General features: G+C 57.7%; 15 protein-coding genes and 1 other RNA gene. 6 read left to right on the plus strand and 10 right to left on the minus strand.

The window, feature by feature from the left end:
- Nucleotides 1-341: 341 nt before the first annotated feature.
- Both rnpB and rsmI read right to left on the minus strand, forming a co-directional pair.
- An RNA gene (rnpB, locus tag PMI23_RS29065) (RNase P RNA component class A) lies at nt 342-695 on the minus strand.
- 73 nt (nt 696-768) lie between these two features.
- A complete protein-coding gene (gene rsmI, locus PMI23_RS02350; protein ID WP_034156477.1) occupies nt 769-1,674 on the minus strand; it encodes a 16S rRNA (cytidine(1402)-2'-O)-methyltransferase in 906 nt (301 codons plus the stop codon).
- A gap of 177 nt (nt 1,675-1,851) precedes the next feature.
- Between rsmI and PMI23_RS02355 the strand changes: the two genes are divergently transcribed.
- From PMI23_RS02355 to PMI23_RS02370, 4 genes are all read left to right on the plus strand, one after another.
- Nucleotides 1,852-3,663: a penicillin-binding protein activator gene (locus PMI23_RS02355; RefSeq protein ID WP_007917016.1), complete on the plus strand. Its 1,812-nt coding sequence runs from the start codon at nt 1,852-1,854 to the stop codon at nt 3,661-3,663.
- Nucleotides 3,663-4,025 carry a YraN family protein gene (locus PMI23_RS02360; protein ID WP_007917019.1) on the plus strand — a complete coding sequence of 121 codons (363 nt, stop codon included), beginning with the start codon at nt 3,663-3,665 and terminating at the stop codon, nt 4,023-4,025. Before PMI23_RS02355 ends, PMI23_RS02360 begins: the two co-directional genes overlap by 1 nt.
- Nucleotides 4,026-4,129: 104 nt before the next feature.
- Nucleotides 4,130-4,723, plus strand: coding sequence for a phosphoheptose isomerase (locus tag PMI23_RS02365; RefSeq protein ID WP_007917022.1), 594 nt, complete (start codon nt 4,130-4,132; stop codon nt 4,721-4,723).
- Nucleotides 4,720-5,298 carry a BON domain-containing protein gene (locus tag PMI23_RS02370; RefSeq protein WP_007917023.1) on the plus strand — a complete coding sequence of 193 codons (579 nt, stop codon included), beginning with the start codon at nt 4,720-4,722 and terminating at the stop codon, nt 5,296-5,298. Before PMI23_RS02365 ends, PMI23_RS02370 begins: the two co-directional genes overlap by 4 nt.
- A 180-nt stretch (nt 5,299-5,478) precedes the next feature.
- Here the strand turns inward: PMI23_RS02370 and PMI23_RS02375 are convergent, their stop codons facing one another.
- From PMI23_RS02375 to rplM, 7 genes are all read right to left on the minus strand, one after another.
- The gene (locus PMI23_RS02375; RefSeq protein WP_007917024.1) at nt 5,479-5,892 is read right to left on the minus strand and encodes a ClpXP protease specificity-enhancing factor; all 414 of its coding nucleotides are present in this window, start codon (nt 5,890-5,892) and stop codon (nt 5,479-5,481) included.
- Between the two features lie 16 nt (nt 5,893-5,908).
- Nucleotides 5,909-6,526, minus strand: coding sequence for a glutathione S-transferase N-terminal domain-containing protein (locus tag PMI23_RS02380; RefSeq protein ID WP_007917025.1), 618 nt, complete (start codon nt 6,524-6,526; stop codon nt 5,909-5,911).
- A gap of 146 nt (nt 6,527-6,672) precedes the next feature.
- The gene (locus PMI23_RS02385; RefSeq protein WP_007917027.1) at nt 6,673-7,455 is read right to left on the minus strand and encodes a cytochrome c1; all 783 of its coding nucleotides are present in this window, start codon (nt 7,453-7,455) and stop codon (nt 6,673-6,675) included.
- Nucleotides 7,455-8,666, minus strand: coding sequence for a cytochrome b (locus PMI23_RS02390; protein ID WP_007917029.1), 1,212 nt, complete (start codon nt 8,664-8,666; stop codon nt 7,455-7,457). Before PMI23_RS02390 ends, PMI23_RS02385 begins: the two co-directional genes overlap by 1 nt.
- Nucleotides 8,666-9,259 (minus strand): ubiquinol-cytochrome c reductase iron-sulfur subunit, encoded by a 594-nt coding sequence (petA, locus tag PMI23_RS02395; RefSeq protein WP_007917031.1) that lies wholly within the window; start codon nt 9,257-9,259, stop codon nt 8,666-8,668. Before petA ends, PMI23_RS02390 begins: the two co-directional genes overlap by 1 nt.
- Before the next feature lie 269 nt (nt 9,260-9,528).
- Nucleotides 9,529-9,921, minus strand: coding sequence for a 30S ribosomal protein S9 (gene rpsI, locus PMI23_RS02400; protein ID WP_003205364.1), 393 nt, complete (start codon nt 9,919-9,921; stop codon nt 9,529-9,531).
- A gap of 14 nt (nt 9,922-9,935) precedes the next feature.
- Nucleotides 9,936-10,364 carry a 50S ribosomal protein L13 gene (gene rplM, locus PMI23_RS02405; RefSeq protein WP_007917032.1) on the minus strand — a complete coding sequence of 143 codons (429 nt, stop codon included), beginning with the start codon at nt 10,362-10,364 and terminating at the stop codon, nt 9,936-9,938.
- A 245-nt stretch (nt 10,365-10,609) separates the two neighbouring features.
- On the opposite strand from rplM, the gene PMI23_RS02410 reads away from it, so the two are divergent.
- Nucleotides 10,610-11,650: an NADP(H)-dependent aldo-keto reductase gene (locus PMI23_RS02410; RefSeq protein ID WP_007917033.1), complete on the plus strand. Its 1,041-nt coding sequence runs from the start codon at nt 10,610-10,612 to the stop codon at nt 11,648-11,650.
- A 142-nt stretch (nt 11,651-11,792) separates the two neighbouring features.
- On the opposite strand, the gene PMI23_RS02415 is transcribed toward PMI23_RS02410, so the two are convergent.
- A complete protein-coding gene (locus tag PMI23_RS02415; RefSeq protein ID WP_007917034.1) occupies nt 11,793-12,929 on the minus strand; it encodes an acyl-CoA dehydrogenase family protein in 1,137 nt (378 codons plus the stop codon).
- Nucleotides 12,930-13,179: 250 nt separating this feature from the next.
- On the opposite strand from PMI23_RS02415, the gene PMI23_RS02420 reads away from it, so the two are divergent.
- Nucleotides 13,180-14,076 (plus strand): GlxA family transcriptional regulator, encoded by an 897-nt coding sequence (locus PMI23_RS02420; protein ID WP_171057287.1) that lies wholly within the window; start codon nt 13,180-13,182, stop codon nt 14,074-14,076.
- The last annotated feature ends 104 nt before the right edge of the window (nt 14,077-14,180 follow it).

The raw sequence follows: 14,180 nt of genomic DNA on the forward strand, positions 1-14,180 counted from the left end.
GCCACTTGCGCACACTATAGGAATGCGCCCACCACACCGTCAAGGCGCGGATTAAAGGAAAACCCTTACAGAACGGAGATTTAGGAGCATAAAAGGAGGAGTAACGACAATCTGGCGCAGACTTTTGACCCATAACCTGATGCAGCACTGATAGCTGCGCTCGAAAGTTAAAGTAATTTGTTAAGAGTAAGATTTTTTCGGTATTACAAAAGCGCTTCTGCTGTTGATTGAAGCAAGGTGGGAAATGGCTATTACTGCGTTTGCCGCTGCCGAACTTTCAGCCCAGGCCTGCTGATATTACACAGCCCTGTTGCCATTGATTCAAGCAGGGAAAGAAAAAGGTGGAGAGTCGATCTGTAAGCCGGGTTCTGTCTTGAACAGTCATTCGTCTACGATGGCCATCACTGGACATCTTTAGCAACCTACCCGGTCCCAGCGCGGGCCACGCCTTGGGACCCTATTTGGTCTTGCTCCAAGTGGGGTTTACCTAGCCACGAACTGTTGCCAGACGTGCGGTGCGCTCTTACCGCACCTTTTCACCCTTACCGGCGCCGAAGCGCTTAGGCGGTTATTTTCTGTGGCACTTTCCGTAGGCTCACGCCTCCCAGGCATTACCTGGCACTTCGCCCTATGGAGCCCGGACTTTCCTCCCCCCCCTAATTTTCATAGAGGGCAGCGACTGTCCGATCGACTCTCCGCCGCGAAGGTTAACGGCAGAGCGCCCGAAGAACAAGCGCTAAAAGCCTCAAGACCGCTATGGGCGACGGCTTACACGCCTTTCTGTTTATCCAGCGCGACCTGATACAGGACGTTTTTACGTTCACCGGTGATCTGCGCTGCCAGCGCGGCGGCACGCTTGAGCGGCATTTCTTCGAGGAGCAGATCGAGGATGCGCATCGCTTCGCTACTCACTGCGTCTTCAGACTCCGGCGCGGTCCAGCCGGCGACCAGCACCACGCATTCGCCGCGTTGCTGATTGCTGTCGGATTCGACGAATGCACGCAACTCAGCCAATGGCAGACCTTTAAGCGTTTCAAAGGTTTTGGTGATTTCACGAGCGAGCAATGCCTGACGCTCTCCACCAAACACTGCTTCCATATCCTGCAGACATTCAAGAATGCGGTGCGGAGCTTCGTAAAAGATCAGCGTGCGCGGCTCTTCTTTAACGGCTTCCAGTCGCGCCTTGCGCCCGACCGACTTGGCCGGCAGAAAACCTTCAAAGATAAAACGATCGGATGGCAGCCCCGCCGCCGACAACGCGGCGATAAGCGCACAAGCACCCGGTACCGGCACCACATTGATTCCGGCTGCGCGAGCCTGACGCACCAAGTGATAACCCGGATCGGAAATCAGCGGTGTCCCGGCATCGGAAATCAGCGCGACGTTATCACCGGCCAGCAAGCGGGTAATAAAGCGGCTACCTTCATCTCGTTCATTGTGTTCGTGACACGCAGCCAGCGGCGTGCCGATCCCGAAGTGCTGCATGAGGCGCGCCGAGTGACGGGTGTCCTCGGCGGCGATCAAGGCGACTTCACGGAGGATCTTCAATGCCCGGGCGCTGATGTCGTCCAGGTTGCCGATGGGCGTCGCCACCACATAAAGCGAGCCAGCAGCGGAATTCAGGGAACCTGGAGCAGTCAAAGCGCACACCTCGTGATCGGTAAAAGCGGCCATTGTAGCGCGACACGAGGCTTGCGACGCGCCTCGACCCACCATGGTTTTGCGCGCAGTTGTGCGCCGCCGCAACATTTACTCCAGCTAAATCGTCCGATTCACGCCAGTAACATCGCGCCCCGGCCAGTGCTTGGGTACAATTCGACGCTAATTTGATCGAGTATCAGGAACACTTACATGATCGCTTGCCTGCGGCTGTTCACTGCCCTCTGCCTCGCTGCCCTGTTGGCGGCTTGCGCCAGCTCCCCTTCCTCCAGCCTTGGCGAACTTCCACGGACCCCGGATGCCAGCATCGAGCAACTGCTCGAACAGGCTAGCCAGGCGAAAACCCCGGAAAAAGCCGCCCTGCTGCGCCTGAGTGCTGCGGATCTGGCTTACCGTCAGGGTAACGCCGGCCAGTCTGCGCAGATCCTGCAACAAGTGCCGATGGAGCAACTGAAGCCAGGCCAGCAGATTTTCGCCAGCACGCTGAATGCTGAGCTGGCCATGACCCGCAATCAGCCGAAAGCTGCGCTGACGGCCCTGAGCCATCCAAGCCTGCAACATTTGGGTGAGATGCCTGAAGAGCAGCAAGTACGCACCGGCACCGTGCATGCCCGCGCCCTTGAAGCCGATGGCCAGACACTCGCCGCCGCCCGCGAGCGCGTGTTTATCGCTCCGATGCTGCAAGGCGAAGCCGCGAGCAAGAACCACGAAGCGATCTGGACCCTGATTGGTTCGCTGCCGACCGACCAACTGCAACCGAACAGCACCGACGATCTCGGCGGCTGGATGGGCCTGGCCATGGCGGTGAAATCCGCGGGCACCCTGGAACAGCAGCAAGCCGCGATCGACACCTGGCGCGCGCAGAATCCAAAACACCCGGCCGCAATCAACCTGCCGCTGCCGCTGACCAAACTCAAGGAACTGGCCAGCCAGCCGCTGAGCAAAATCGCCCTGCTGCTGCCGCAGGACGGTCAATTGGCCGCCGTCGGCAAGGCACTGCGTGAAGGCTTCATGGCCGCGCACTACCAGGCTCAACAGGCCGGGCAAAAGCCGCCAGCGATCGAGTTCTACGACAGCTCGAAGCTGACCTCGATGGACGAGTTCTACCGCAAGGCTCAGGCTGATGGCGTGCAATTGGTTGTCGGCCCGCTGGAAAAACCACTGGTCAAACAGCTGAGCACCCGTCCGCAACTGCCGATCACCACCCTCGCCCTGAACTACAGCGAAGGTGATCAAGGCCCGGCGCAGCTGTTCCAGTTTGGTCTGGCCGCTGAAGACGAAGCCCGCGAAGTCTCGCGCCGCGCCCGTGCCGATGGCCTGCACCGCGCCGCGATCATGGTGCCGAAAGGCGAATGGGGCGACCGCGTACTGCGTGCGTTCAGCCAGGACTGGCAGGCTAACGGCGGCAGCATCGTAGCCACCGAACGCGTTGATCAGCCGGTGCAACTGGCTCAGCAGATCGCTGACATGTTCCAGCTGCGTCAGAGCGAAGCCCGCGCCAAGAGCCTGCAAAATGCCGCCGGCACTAACGTCGCCGCGCAGCCGTCGCGTCGTCAGGACATCGAGTTCATCTTCCTTGCTGCCACGCCACAACAGGCGCAGCAGATCAAGCCGACCCTGAATTTCCAGTACGCCGGAGACGTTCCGGTTTACGCGACCTCGCACGTTTACAGCGCCAGTGGCGACGTCAACCAGTACAACGACATGAACGGCATTCGCTTCTGCGAAACCCCATGGCTGCTGGACAGCAGTGACCCATTGCGTCAGCAAGTGGTTGCGCAGTGGCCGCAAGCCGCCGGCAGCCTCGGCCGCCTGTACGCGATGGGTGTCGATGCCTATCGCTTGGCTCCGCGCCTGGGGCAACTCAAAGCGCTGCCGGACAGCCGCATCGACGGTGAGTCGGGCAGCCTCGGCATGACCCAGACCCAACGCGTCGTTCGTCAATTGCCTTGGGCACAGTTCGTCAGCGGCCAGGTGCAGCGCCTGCCGGACACCCCGCGCTGATGCCCGACAGGTCACGCTCGCAAAGCGGTAAGGATGCCGAGCGCCAGGCGCTCGAGCATCTGCAACAACACGGTCTGCGCCTGCTGGCGCAGAACTGGTTATGCAAACGCGGCGAGCTTGATCTGGTCATGCTTGATGGCGATACAGTAGTATTCGTTGAAGTTCGCTACAGAAAAAACACTCAATGGGGTGGCGCGCTCGCTAGCATCGATGGGCGCAAGCAGCAGAAACTGATTTTCGCTGCACAGTATTTTCTTCAGCGCGAGTCGCGTTGGGCCAATTCCCCTTGCCGCTTCGACGTGGTGGCTATCGACAGCCATCCGGATCAGCTGAACTGGTTGCAGAATGCTTTCGACAGTTGATCGCAGGCGTTGCGACCCGGACAATCCCACCGACAAATTTTGCTCTTTGCTTTGCGGGCTGCACATTCATGTGCCGGACAGCCGCGCTACTTAAGGTCACACAGATGGACATGCAATCCCGAATTCGCCAGCTTTTCCAGGCCAGTATCGACACCAAGCAACAGGCGATGGACGTACTTGCACCGCACATCGAGCAAGCCAGCCAGATCATGGTCAACGCCCTGCTCAACGAAGGCAAAATGCTTTCATGCGGCAATGGCGGCTCAGCCGGCGATGCCCAGCACTTCTCCTCCGAGTTGCTCAACCGCTTCGAGCGCGAGCGTCCGAGCCTGCCAGCTATCGCCCTGACCACCGATACCTCGACGATCACTTCGATCGCCAATGACTACAGCTACAACGAAGTGTTCTCCAAACAGATCCGCGCGCTCGGTCAGCCAGGCGATGTCCTGCTGGCTATTTCGACCAGCGGCAACTCGGCGAACATTATTCAAGCGATCCAGGCCGCACATGATCGCGAAATGATTGTCGTAGCTATGACCGGACGCGATGGCGGCGGCATGGCGTCGCTGCTGCTGCCCGAAGACGTCGAGATTCGCGTACCGGCCAATGTCACCGCACGTATTCAAGAAGTCCACTTGCTGGCGATCCATTGCCTTTGCGATCTGATCGACAGCCAACTGTTCGGGAGTGAAGAATGACCCCTAATCGCCTTGGCCTTCTGGCCTTGACCCTGTGCCTCGGCATCAGCGGCTGCACCTCGGTGGTGAACGCCAGCCGTGAAGCACCGATCGACGACGACCGTGGCACGCGCACCTTCGGTAGCAAGATCGACGACTCGTTGATCGAAACCAAAGTCGGTGTGAACGTGGCCAAGGCCGACCCGGCCCTGGACAACGATTCGCACATCGTCGTCACCAGTTTCAACGGTGTTGTCTTGCTGGCCGGTCAAACCCCTCGCGCAGACTTGAAAGCCAAGGCTGAGCAGGCAGCCGCCGCCGTGCAGCGGGTAAAAACCGTTCACAACGAACTGCAGGTCATACCGCCGTCCGGCTTCCTGGCTCGCCAGAACGACACCTGGCTGACCTCCAAGATCAAGACCCAGATGCTCACCGACGCCAGCATCCCTGGCTCGCGCATCAAGGTCGTGACCGAGAACGGTATCGTCTATCTGCTGGGCCTGCTGACCAAACAGGAAGCCACCCAAGCGACCAATCTGGTTCAGGGTGTTTCCGGCGTACAGAAAATCGTCAAACTCTTCGAATACATCGACTGATACACCTCTGTGTAGGAGCTGCCGAAGGCTGCGATCTTTTGATCTTGCTTTAAAGATCAGGATCAAAAGATCGCAGCCTTCGGCAGCTCCTACAGTTTTGAGATGTGTATGCAGATTTGAGATGTATGTGAAGTTTTGAGATGCGCATGAAAAAGGCGATCCATCCGGATCGCCTTTTTATTACTTCACCACTTTCAAACTAGGCCGGCCGCTAGGGCGCGGCGGCTCGCTGTCCGGTGGTGGCAAGTCGTCATCCGACTCGATCTCTTCTTCGTCATCCATCGGCGACTCGAGATCGAACACCATGCCCTGACCGTTCTCCCGGGCGTAGATCCCCAGGATCGCGCTGATCGGCACGTACAAGCTGTGCGGGACACCACCGAAGCGACCTTCGAAGGTCACCACGTCGTTGTCCATGTGCAAATGACGCACGGCACTTGGCGAGATGTTCAGGACAATCTGCCCGTCACTGGCGAAACCCTGCGGCACCTGCACCGCCGGGTATTCGGAATTGACCAGCATGTGCGGGGTGCAATCGTTATCAACAATCCACTCGTAGAGCGCGCGGACCAGATAAGGTCGACTGGAGTTCATAGCGGCTCCTTAAGCCTTAGCGCATATCGCGTTCGACACCAGACAGACTCGCCTGGAAAGCCTCACGCGCAAACGAGCGCTCCATATAATCAAGCAGCGGCTTGGCTGGCCGCGGCAGTTCAATACCCAGAATCGGCAAACGCCAGAGTATTGGCAATAGGCAGCAATCCACCAGACTTTGTTCCTCACTGAGGAAAAACGGCTTGTCGGCAAACAGCGGCGACACGCCCGTCAGGCTTTCACGCAATTCCTTGCGCGCCACGACACGCGCGGCCTCCTTGGACTTGGGATCCAGAATCAGATCCACCAGACCACACCAGTCGCGCTGAATACGATGAATCAGCAGGCGGCTGTTGGCACGCGCCACCGGGTAAACCGGCATCAACGGCGGGTGCGGGTAACGCTCATCCAGATATTCCATCACCACGGTCGACTCCCACAACGCCAGGTCACGATCGACCAGCGTCGGCAGACTGCCGTAAGGGTTTACCTCAATCAGTTTAGGCGGCTGGCGACCAGCTTCCACATAAATGATCTCGGCGCTGACACCCTTCTCTGCAAGCACAATGCGCACTCGGTGGGAATAGTGGTCGGCGGGGTCGGAGTAACAGGCCAACCGATTGGTCACGCCCATGGCGATCCTCCTCGCTTGTTGAATTTGTCGGAACCGGAAAAACGCGCGCGCCCAGAGGGCGCCTCCCGCAACGCTTGGCGAACCAGACGTTGCGTTATTGGAGGCGCCCTTGGGCGCGCGCGATTAACAGCAATGCTTGAAGCGTATCAGTGCACGTCTTTCCAGTATTCACGCTTGAGCAGGTAGGCGAACACAAAGAAGAACGCCAGGTACAGCAAGACATAAGTACCGATGCGCTGATGTTGCAGCTTAACCGGGTTAGCCGAGTAAGCCAGGAAGGTTACCAGATTCTTGACCTTCTCATCGAACTGCTCTTCGTTCAGAGCACCGGATTTCGGCACGATGGTCAGCTGATCGCACGCTTCATGCGTCAGAGGCGTGCCGGTCAACGGATCATATTGCTTCTTGCCGTCTTCGACGATCTGCACCTGTTTGCAGCCCACGACCTGGCGACCTTGCAGGCCGACCAGCACGTTAGGCATGCCGACGTTCGGGAAGACCTTGTTGTTTACACCCCAAGGACGTGCCGGATCTTCGTAGAACGAGCGCAGGTAACCGTAAAGCCAGTCCGTACCACGCACGCGCGCCACCAGGGTCAGATCCGGTGGTGCCGCGCCGAACCAGGTCTTGGCGTCCGCCGGCTGCATGCCGATGTTCATGTGATCGCCGATCTTGGCGCCGGTGAACACCAGCTTCTCCAGCATCATTTCGTGAGGAATGCCCAGATCATCGGCAACCCGCTCGTAACGCTGGAACTTGGCACTGTGGCAACCCATGCAATAGTTGGCAAAAGTACGTGCGCCATCCTGCAGGGCGGCCTTGTCGGAAACGTCGATGTCGACTTTCTCCAGCTCAGGACCTCCGTGCTCAGCAGCGAAAGACAGGACAGGCAAAGCAGCAAAAATCAGAGCGAAAAATAACTTTTTCATCAGCCAGTCACCCTTTCCGGAACCGGTTTGGTCTTCTCGAGCCTGGTGTAGAACGGCATCAGAATGAAGTAGGCGAAGTACAGGAAGGTGCAGACCTGCGACAGCAAGGTTCGCTCCGGCGTCGGCGCAAGAACACCGAGAATGCCCAGAATCACGAACGAAATGCAGAACACCAGGAGCCAGATTTTGCTCATCCAGCCCTTATAGCGCATCGATTTGACCGGACTGCGGTCCAGCCATGGCAGCACGAACAGCACCGCAATCGCCGCGCCCATGGCAATCACACCCATGAGTTTGTCGGGGATCGCCCGCAAGATTGCGTAGAACGGCGTGAAGTACCAGACCGGGGCAATGTGCTCTGGTGTCTTGAACGGGTTAGCCTGCTCGAAGTTTGGTTTTTCGAGGAAGTAGCCGCCCATTTCCGGGAAGAAGAACACAATAAAACAGAAGATAAACAGGAACACCACGACACCGACTATGTCTTTCACGGTGTAGTACGGGTGGAAGGCAATGCCGTCCAGCGGGATGCCGTTTTCGTCTTTGTGCTTCTTGATGTCGACGCCGTCAGGGTTGTTCGAACCGACTTCGTGCAAGGCCAGAATGTGCAGCACGACCAGACCGAGAATCACGATTGGCAGAGCCACCACATGCAAGGCGAAGAAGCGGTTCAGGGTGATCCCGGAGATCAGGTAGTCACCACGAATCCACTGCGTCAGGTCGTTTCCGATCACCGGAATCGCACCGAACAGCGAGATGATCACCTGGGCACCCCAGTAGGACATCTGACCCCAAGGCAGCAGATAACCCATGAAGGCTTCGGCCATCAGCGCCAGGTAAATCAGCATGCCGAAGACCCAGACCAGCTCGCGCGGTTTCTGGTACGAACCGTAGAGCAGGCCACGGAACATGTGCAGATAAACCACGATGAAAAACGCCGAAGCGCCGGTCGAGTGCAGCAGACGCAGGATCGAGCCGTACTCGACGTCGCGCATGATGTATTCAACGGAAGCGAAGGCTTCTTCTGCCGACGGCGTGTAACTCATCGTCAGCCAGACACCGGTAACGATCTGATTCACCAGCACCAGCAGCGCCAGGGAGCCGAAGAAATAGAAGAAGTTGAAGTTTTTTGGAGCGTAATACTTGCTGAGATGGTCTTCCCACATTTTGGTCGCGGGAAAGCGCGCATCAACCCAATCCATGAACTTGCTCATCACGCTTTCTCCGTATCGACGCCAATGACAATCAGGTCATCGGTCTCATAGGAATGCGGGGGAACTGGCAGGTTCAAAGGCGCAGGTTGCGACTTGTAGACGCGGCCAGCCAGATCGTAGTGGGAACCATGGCAAGGGCAGAAATAGCCACCGACCCAGTCTTTACCGAGATCCGCAGGTGCCACTTCGGGACGGAAGGTTGGTGAGCAACCCAGGTGTGTGCAGATCCCGATCAGCAGCAGAATTTCCGGCTTGATCGAGCGCACTTCAGGGTCGACATAGGTGGGTTGCGTGGAGTTTTTGGAGGTTGGATCGGAGAGCTGGCCCTCGATCTTCTTGAGATTCCCCAGGATTTCCTCGGTACGGCGGACAATGAACACCGGCTGGCCGCGCCACTCAGCAATCATCTGCTGTCCTGGCTCGATTTTGCTGACATTCACTTTCACCGGTGCACCGGCGGCTTTCGCCTTGGCACTGGGAAACCATGACCCCACGAACGGGACCGCAGCCCCCACCGCTCCTGCAGCACCCACCACGGATGTGGCTGCTACCAAGAAGCGACGCCGGCCTGCATTCACGCCGTCATTGCTCATTCAGTCCTCTCCCATCAGCTTTTGTGGCCTGTTAAATCAGGCATCTACTAAATAAATCAATGTTACTTATAAAAATTTTGCCGAATGGTAATGAAAAGCCCCAATTCTGACAAGGGAATTACCCGGAGCTCTTACCCTCAAGCCTTGCAGTATAGGGGGTCTACGGAAGTGGCAAGTTGTCGCAGCGCAATTCTTTGATAAATCACAGGCATAAAAAAACGCCCGCTTCCGTGAGGAGGCGGGCGTTCTTTTTGAACGCGGAAGCGGAATTAACGCTTCGAGTACTGCGGACGCTTACGCGCTTTACGCAGACCAACTTTCTTACGTTCAACTTCACGGGCGTCGCGAGTAACGAAGCCAGCTTTGCGCAGAGCGCCACGCAGGGTTTCGTCGTAGTCCATCAGAGCGCGAGTGATGCCGTGGCGGATTGCGCCAGCTTGACCACTTACACCACCACCGATCACGGTGACGTAGATGTCGAACTTCTCGACAGTCTCGGTCAGCTCCAGCGGCTGACGAACTACCATGCGGGCAGTTTCGCGGCCGAAGAAGTTATCCAGCGAACGGTTGTTGATGGAGATGTTACCAGTACCCGGACGCAGGAAAACGCGTGCGGTTGCGGTCTTGCGACGGCCAGTGCCGTAATTTTGAGTCGCCGACATAATGTACTATTCCGTTAAAACTTCAGTTCTTGGGGCTGCTGAGCAGTATGTGGGTGTGCAGCGCCCGCATAGACTTTCAGCTTACGGTACATGTCGCGACCCAGTGGGTTTTTAGGCAGCATGCCTTTAACCGCGGTCTCGATCACGCGCTCAGGGGCTTTAGCGATCAGCTTTTCAAAGTTGATCGACTTGATGCCGCCCGGGAAACCGGAGTGGGAGTAGTACATTTTGTCAGTGGTTTTAGCACCGGTAACACGAATCTGCTCAGCGTTAATTACGACGATGTAGTCGCCGGTGTCAACGTGAGGAGTGTACTCAGGCTTGTGCTTGCCACGCAGACGGCTCGCGATTTCGGTGGCCAGACGACCCAGGGTCTGACCAGCAGCGTCGACGACAAACCAGTCGCGCTTTACTGTTTCCGGTTTAGCAGTAAAAGTTTTCATTCTTTATAGCCTCAGGGGCCGCCCTGTAAATTAGACGGCGGATCTTACTGAATAGTGCGTACTTTGACAAGTCAAAGGCAGCCGGATACAGACGCTTTCGGGGGCTCGGGTCGGCGCGTCCGTTCAACGGCAAGATTCTTCGGCGGCGGCGCATCACTTCCACTGCAGAAAGAGGTCGGCAATTATGCAGATTGCGAAAAATATTTCAACCTGCTTTTATGATTGTTTTGCCCAAGGAGCACCCGATGGACTATCGCCAGCTAGGCCGGACCGACCTGAACGTGAGTGCAATCTGCCTCGGCACCATGACCTGGGGCGAGCAAAACACTGAAGCTGAAGCCTTCGCGCAGATCGAAAGGGCCAAGGAAGCCGGGATCAATTTCATCGACACCGCCGAGATGTATCCGGTGCCGCCGAAAGCCGAAACCTACGCCACCACCGAGCGCTACATCGGCAATTACTTCAAAAGTCGCGGTGATCGCGCCGACTGGATTCTCGCCAGCAAGATCGCCGGCCCGGGCAACACCATTGACTACATCCGCGACAAAAACCTGCGCCACAACCGCCAGCACATCACCGCAGCGGTGGACGCCAGCCTCGAGCGCCTGCAGACCGATTACATCGACCTGTACCAATTGCACTGGCCGGAACGCAGCACCAACTTTTTCGGACAACTGGGCTACAAACACAAGATCGAAGCCAACCTGACGCCGCTCGAAGACACCCTCGAAGCGCTCGACGAACAGGTGAAGGCCGGCAAGATCCGCCACATCGGCCTGTCCAACGAAACGCCGTGGGGCACCATGCGTTTTCTGGCATTGGCTGAGGCCCGTGGCTGGCCGCGTGCGGTGTCGATCCAAAACCCGTACAACCTGCTCAACCGCAGCTTTGAAGTCGGTCTGGCAGAAATCGCCATTCGCGAGCAATGCGGTCTGCTGGCCTATTCGCCGCTGGCGTTTGGTTTTCTGTCAGGCAAGTACGAAGGTGGCGCCCGGCCGCCGAAAGGTCGTCTGAGCCTCTACAGTCGCTTCAGCCGCTATTTCAACGCGCAGTCGGAAGCAGCGTGCAGCCGCTATGTGGCGCTGGCCCGTGAACACGGTCTGGATCCTGCGCAGATGGCGCTGGCGTTTGTCACGCAGCAACCGTTCGTCACCAGCAACATCATTGGTGCGACGACGCTTGAGCAACTGGACAGCAACATTGCCAGTTTTGATCTGAAGCTTTCCGACGAAGTGCTGGCAGGGATCGAAGCGATTCACAAGGATCATCCGAATCCTGCGCCTTGATTGAACGAGCAGGCTCGCTCCCACAGGTACAGCGTGATCCTTGGGGAGCGAGCCTGCTCGCGAAGAGGCCGATCAGATCATCACCAAAGCGGAACGCGGAGCGTCCCCGGCGGCATTCCCACGCAGAGCGTGGGAACGATCATCAAAGCGAACGCGCAATGATCTCCTTCATGATTTCATTGGTGCCGGCATAAATCCGTTGCACCCGCGCATCCGCCCACGCCCGGGCTACCGGGTATTCCCACATGAAACCGTAGCCGCCATGCAACTGCACGCATTCGTCGAGTACCTTGCATTGCAGATCGGTGCCCCAGTATTTGGCCATCGCCGCTGTCGGCACATCCAGCTTGCCTTGCAGATGCAGCTCCAGACATTTATCGACGAACACTCGACCGATCTGGATTTCAGTCGCCATCTCCGCCAGCTTGAAGCGGGTGTTCTGGAAGTCGGCAATCGCCTTGCCAAAGGCCTTGCGATCACGGGTGTAATCAAGCGTCCATTGCAACGCCGCTTCAGCTGAAGCCAGGCCACCAATCGCTACCGTCAGACGCTCTTGCGGCAACTCCTGCATCAGATAAGCAAACCCTGCCCCAGCCTGCCCCAGCAGGTTTTCCTTCGGCACGCGCACATCCTGAAAGAACAATTCCGAGGTGTCCTGCGCCTTCATGCCGACCTTCTCCAGGCGCTTGCCCTTGTCGAAGCCCGGCGTATTCGCCTCCACCAGAAACAGGCTGGTGCCCTTGGCGCCGGCCTTCGGATCGGTCTTCGCGACTACGATCACCAAGTCCGCCAGAAAGCCGTTGGTGATAAAGGTTTTCGAACCGTTGATTACATATTCATCACCGTCAAGCACAGCGGTGGTCTTCACACCTTGCAGATCGGAACCCGCCCCCGGCTCGGTCATCGCGATAGCAGTGACCATCTCGCCCGAAACCAGTTTCGGCAGGTATTTGTGCTTCAGCGCCTCGCTGCCGTAATGCAGGATGTACGGCGCGACAATGTCCGAATGCAGCGAGAAACCGATGCCGGTCAGGCCCAGTCGACCGACCTCCTCGATCACCACCGCGCTGTAAAGAAAGTCCGCTCCCAGCCCGCCATACTCTTCCGGCAGGTGCGAGCAGAGCATCCCCGCCTCCCCTGCCTTGTTCCAGAGTTTGCGGTCGATATAACCTTGTTTCTCCCATTGCGCATGGAACGGCACCGCCTCTTTTTCGAGGAAGGTTCGTACGCTGTCGCGAAACAATTCGTGCTCGGAGCTAAACAAGGTTCTGGGGATCATGCGGCACCTTTCTTTGTTGTTGGAGGGAGATGACCTTCAGAGACTAAGCCTCCCCTCTGACACAGGACACTGGACACATCCGACAAAAAATAAGACGATCCAGCCGTCTGGTGACCACTTTCCCTTATAAAAACAAAACAAAAGTTGAATTATGTCCAAGCAAGTCTCCACGCCCTTGCGGCGCGTCAGCATCCTGGCAATCGACCGGGTTTTCGCTTCCACTCTCATGCAAGCCAAGGATTTCTTCCATCTGGCCAGCCTGCGTTATGGCAAACAACTGGGCCACGGCCTGACACCGGCGTTTGAAACACGCCTGGTCAGCCCCGACGGCAAACCGGTGAACAGCTTCAGTGACGTCGTGATGCCGGTCGACGGTGGCCTGGAAAACGCCGATGTCATTATCCTCCCGGCGTTCTGGGACGATTTCGATACGCTGTGCAGCCGTTATCCACAAGTCCTGCCATGGCTGCGCGAACAACACTCGCGCGGCGCCGTATTGTGCGGCGAAGCCACCGGGGTGTTCTGGCTGGCCGAGGCCGGTCTGCTCAACGGCAAGGAAGCGACCACCTACTGGCGCTTCTTCAATGCCTTCGCCGAGCGGTTTCCCAAGGTCTACCTCAATCAGGACAAGCACCTGACCGACGCCGACAACCTGTACTGCGCCGGCGGCACCACCTCAGCCTGCGATCTCTACATTTACTTGATCGAGCGCTTTTGCGGGGCCAACGTCGCGCAAGCCGTGGCCCGCGACATTCTCTATGAGGTGCAGCGCAGCTATGCGCCGGGACGCATCGGTTTTGGCGGGCAGAAACTGCATCAGGACGTAATCATCCTGCAGATTCAGCATTGGCTCGAAGAGCATTTCGCCGACAAGTTCCGCTTCGAAGACGTGGCCCGCGAGCATGGCATGAGCATCCGCAATTTCATGCGACGCTTCCAGACGGCCACCGGTGACAAGCCACTGCATTACTTGCAACGGCTGCGTATCGAGACCGCCAAGGGTTTGTTGTCCGGGAGCCGCAAGAGCATCAAAACCATCAGTTATGAAGTCGGTTACGACGACGCGAGCTTCTTTGCGCGGCTGTTCCGTCAGCACACTGAACTGTCGCCGAACCAGTATCGGCAGCAGTTTCAGCAGGCTGCTTAGCCCTCTGCCCATACACAACCCCATGTAGGAGTGAGCCTGCTCGCGATTGCGTCCGTCCATGCAGCATTTATGTGACTGATCCACCGCTATCGCGAGCAGGCTCA

It is taken from the genome of Pseudomonas sp. GM24, assembly GCF_000282235.1.
In the GTDB taxonomy this organism is placed as follows: domain Bacteria; phylum Pseudomonadota; class Gammaproteobacteria; order Pseudomonadales; family Pseudomonadaceae; genus Aquipseudomonas.

Excerpts from the sequence above, each read along its gene's own strand:
- PMI23_RS02385 (WP_007917027.1), bottom strand. The coding sequence starts at position 7,455 with ATGAAAAAGTTATTTTTCGCTCTGATTTTTGCTGCTTTGCCTGTCCTG.
- PMI23_RS02360 (WP_007917019.1), top strand. The coding sequence starts at position 3,663 with ATGCCCGACAGGTCACGCTCGCAAAGCGGTAAGGATGCCGAGCGCCAG.
- petA (WP_007917031.1), bottom strand. The coding sequence starts at position 9,259 with ATGAGCAATGACGGCGTGAATGCAGGCCGGCGTCGCTTCTTGGTAGCA.
- PMI23_RS02410 (WP_007917033.1), top strand. The coding sequence starts at position 10,610 with ATGGACTATCGCCAGCTAGGCCGGACCGACCTGAACGTGAGTGCAATC.
- rpsI (WP_003205364.1), bottom strand. The coding sequence starts at position 9,921 with ATGTCGGCGACTCAAAATTACGGCACTGGCCGTCGCAAGACCGCAACC.
- PMI23_RS02365 (WP_007917022.1), top strand. The coding sequence starts at position 4,130 with ATGGACATGCAATCCCGAATTCGCCAGCTTTTCCAGGCCAGTATCGAC.
- PMI23_RS02390 (WP_007917029.1), bottom strand. The coding sequence starts at position 8,666 with ATGAGCAAGTTCATGGATTGGGTTGATGCGCGCTTTCCCGCGACCAAA.
- rplM (WP_007917032.1), bottom strand. The coding sequence starts at position 10,364 with ATGAAAACTTTTACTGCTAAACCGGAAACAGTAAAGCGCGACTGGTTT.
- PMI23_RS02370 (WP_007917023.1), top strand. The coding sequence starts at position 4,720 with ATGACCCCTAATCGCCTTGGCCTTCTGGCCTTGACCCTGTGCCTCGGC.
- PMI23_RS02375 (WP_007917024.1), bottom strand. The coding sequence starts at position 5,892 with ATGAACTCCAGTCGACCTTATCTGGTCCGCGCGCTCTACGAGTGGATT.
- PMI23_RS02355 (WP_007917016.1), top strand. The coding sequence starts at position 1,852 with ATGATCGCTTGCCTGCGGCTGTTCACTGCCCTCTGCCTCGCTGCCCTG.
- PMI23_RS02380 (WP_007917025.1), bottom strand. The coding sequence starts at position 6,526 with ATGGGCGTGACCAATCGGTTGGCCTGTTACTCCGACCCCGCCGACCAC.
- PMI23_RS02415 (WP_007917034.1), bottom strand. The coding sequence starts at position 12,929 with ATGATCCCCAGAACCTTGTTTAGCTCCGAGCACGAATTGTTTCGCGAC.
- rsmI (WP_034156477.1), bottom strand. The coding sequence starts at position 1,674 with ATGGCCGCTTTTACCGATCACGAGGTGTGCGCTTTGACTGCTCCAGGT.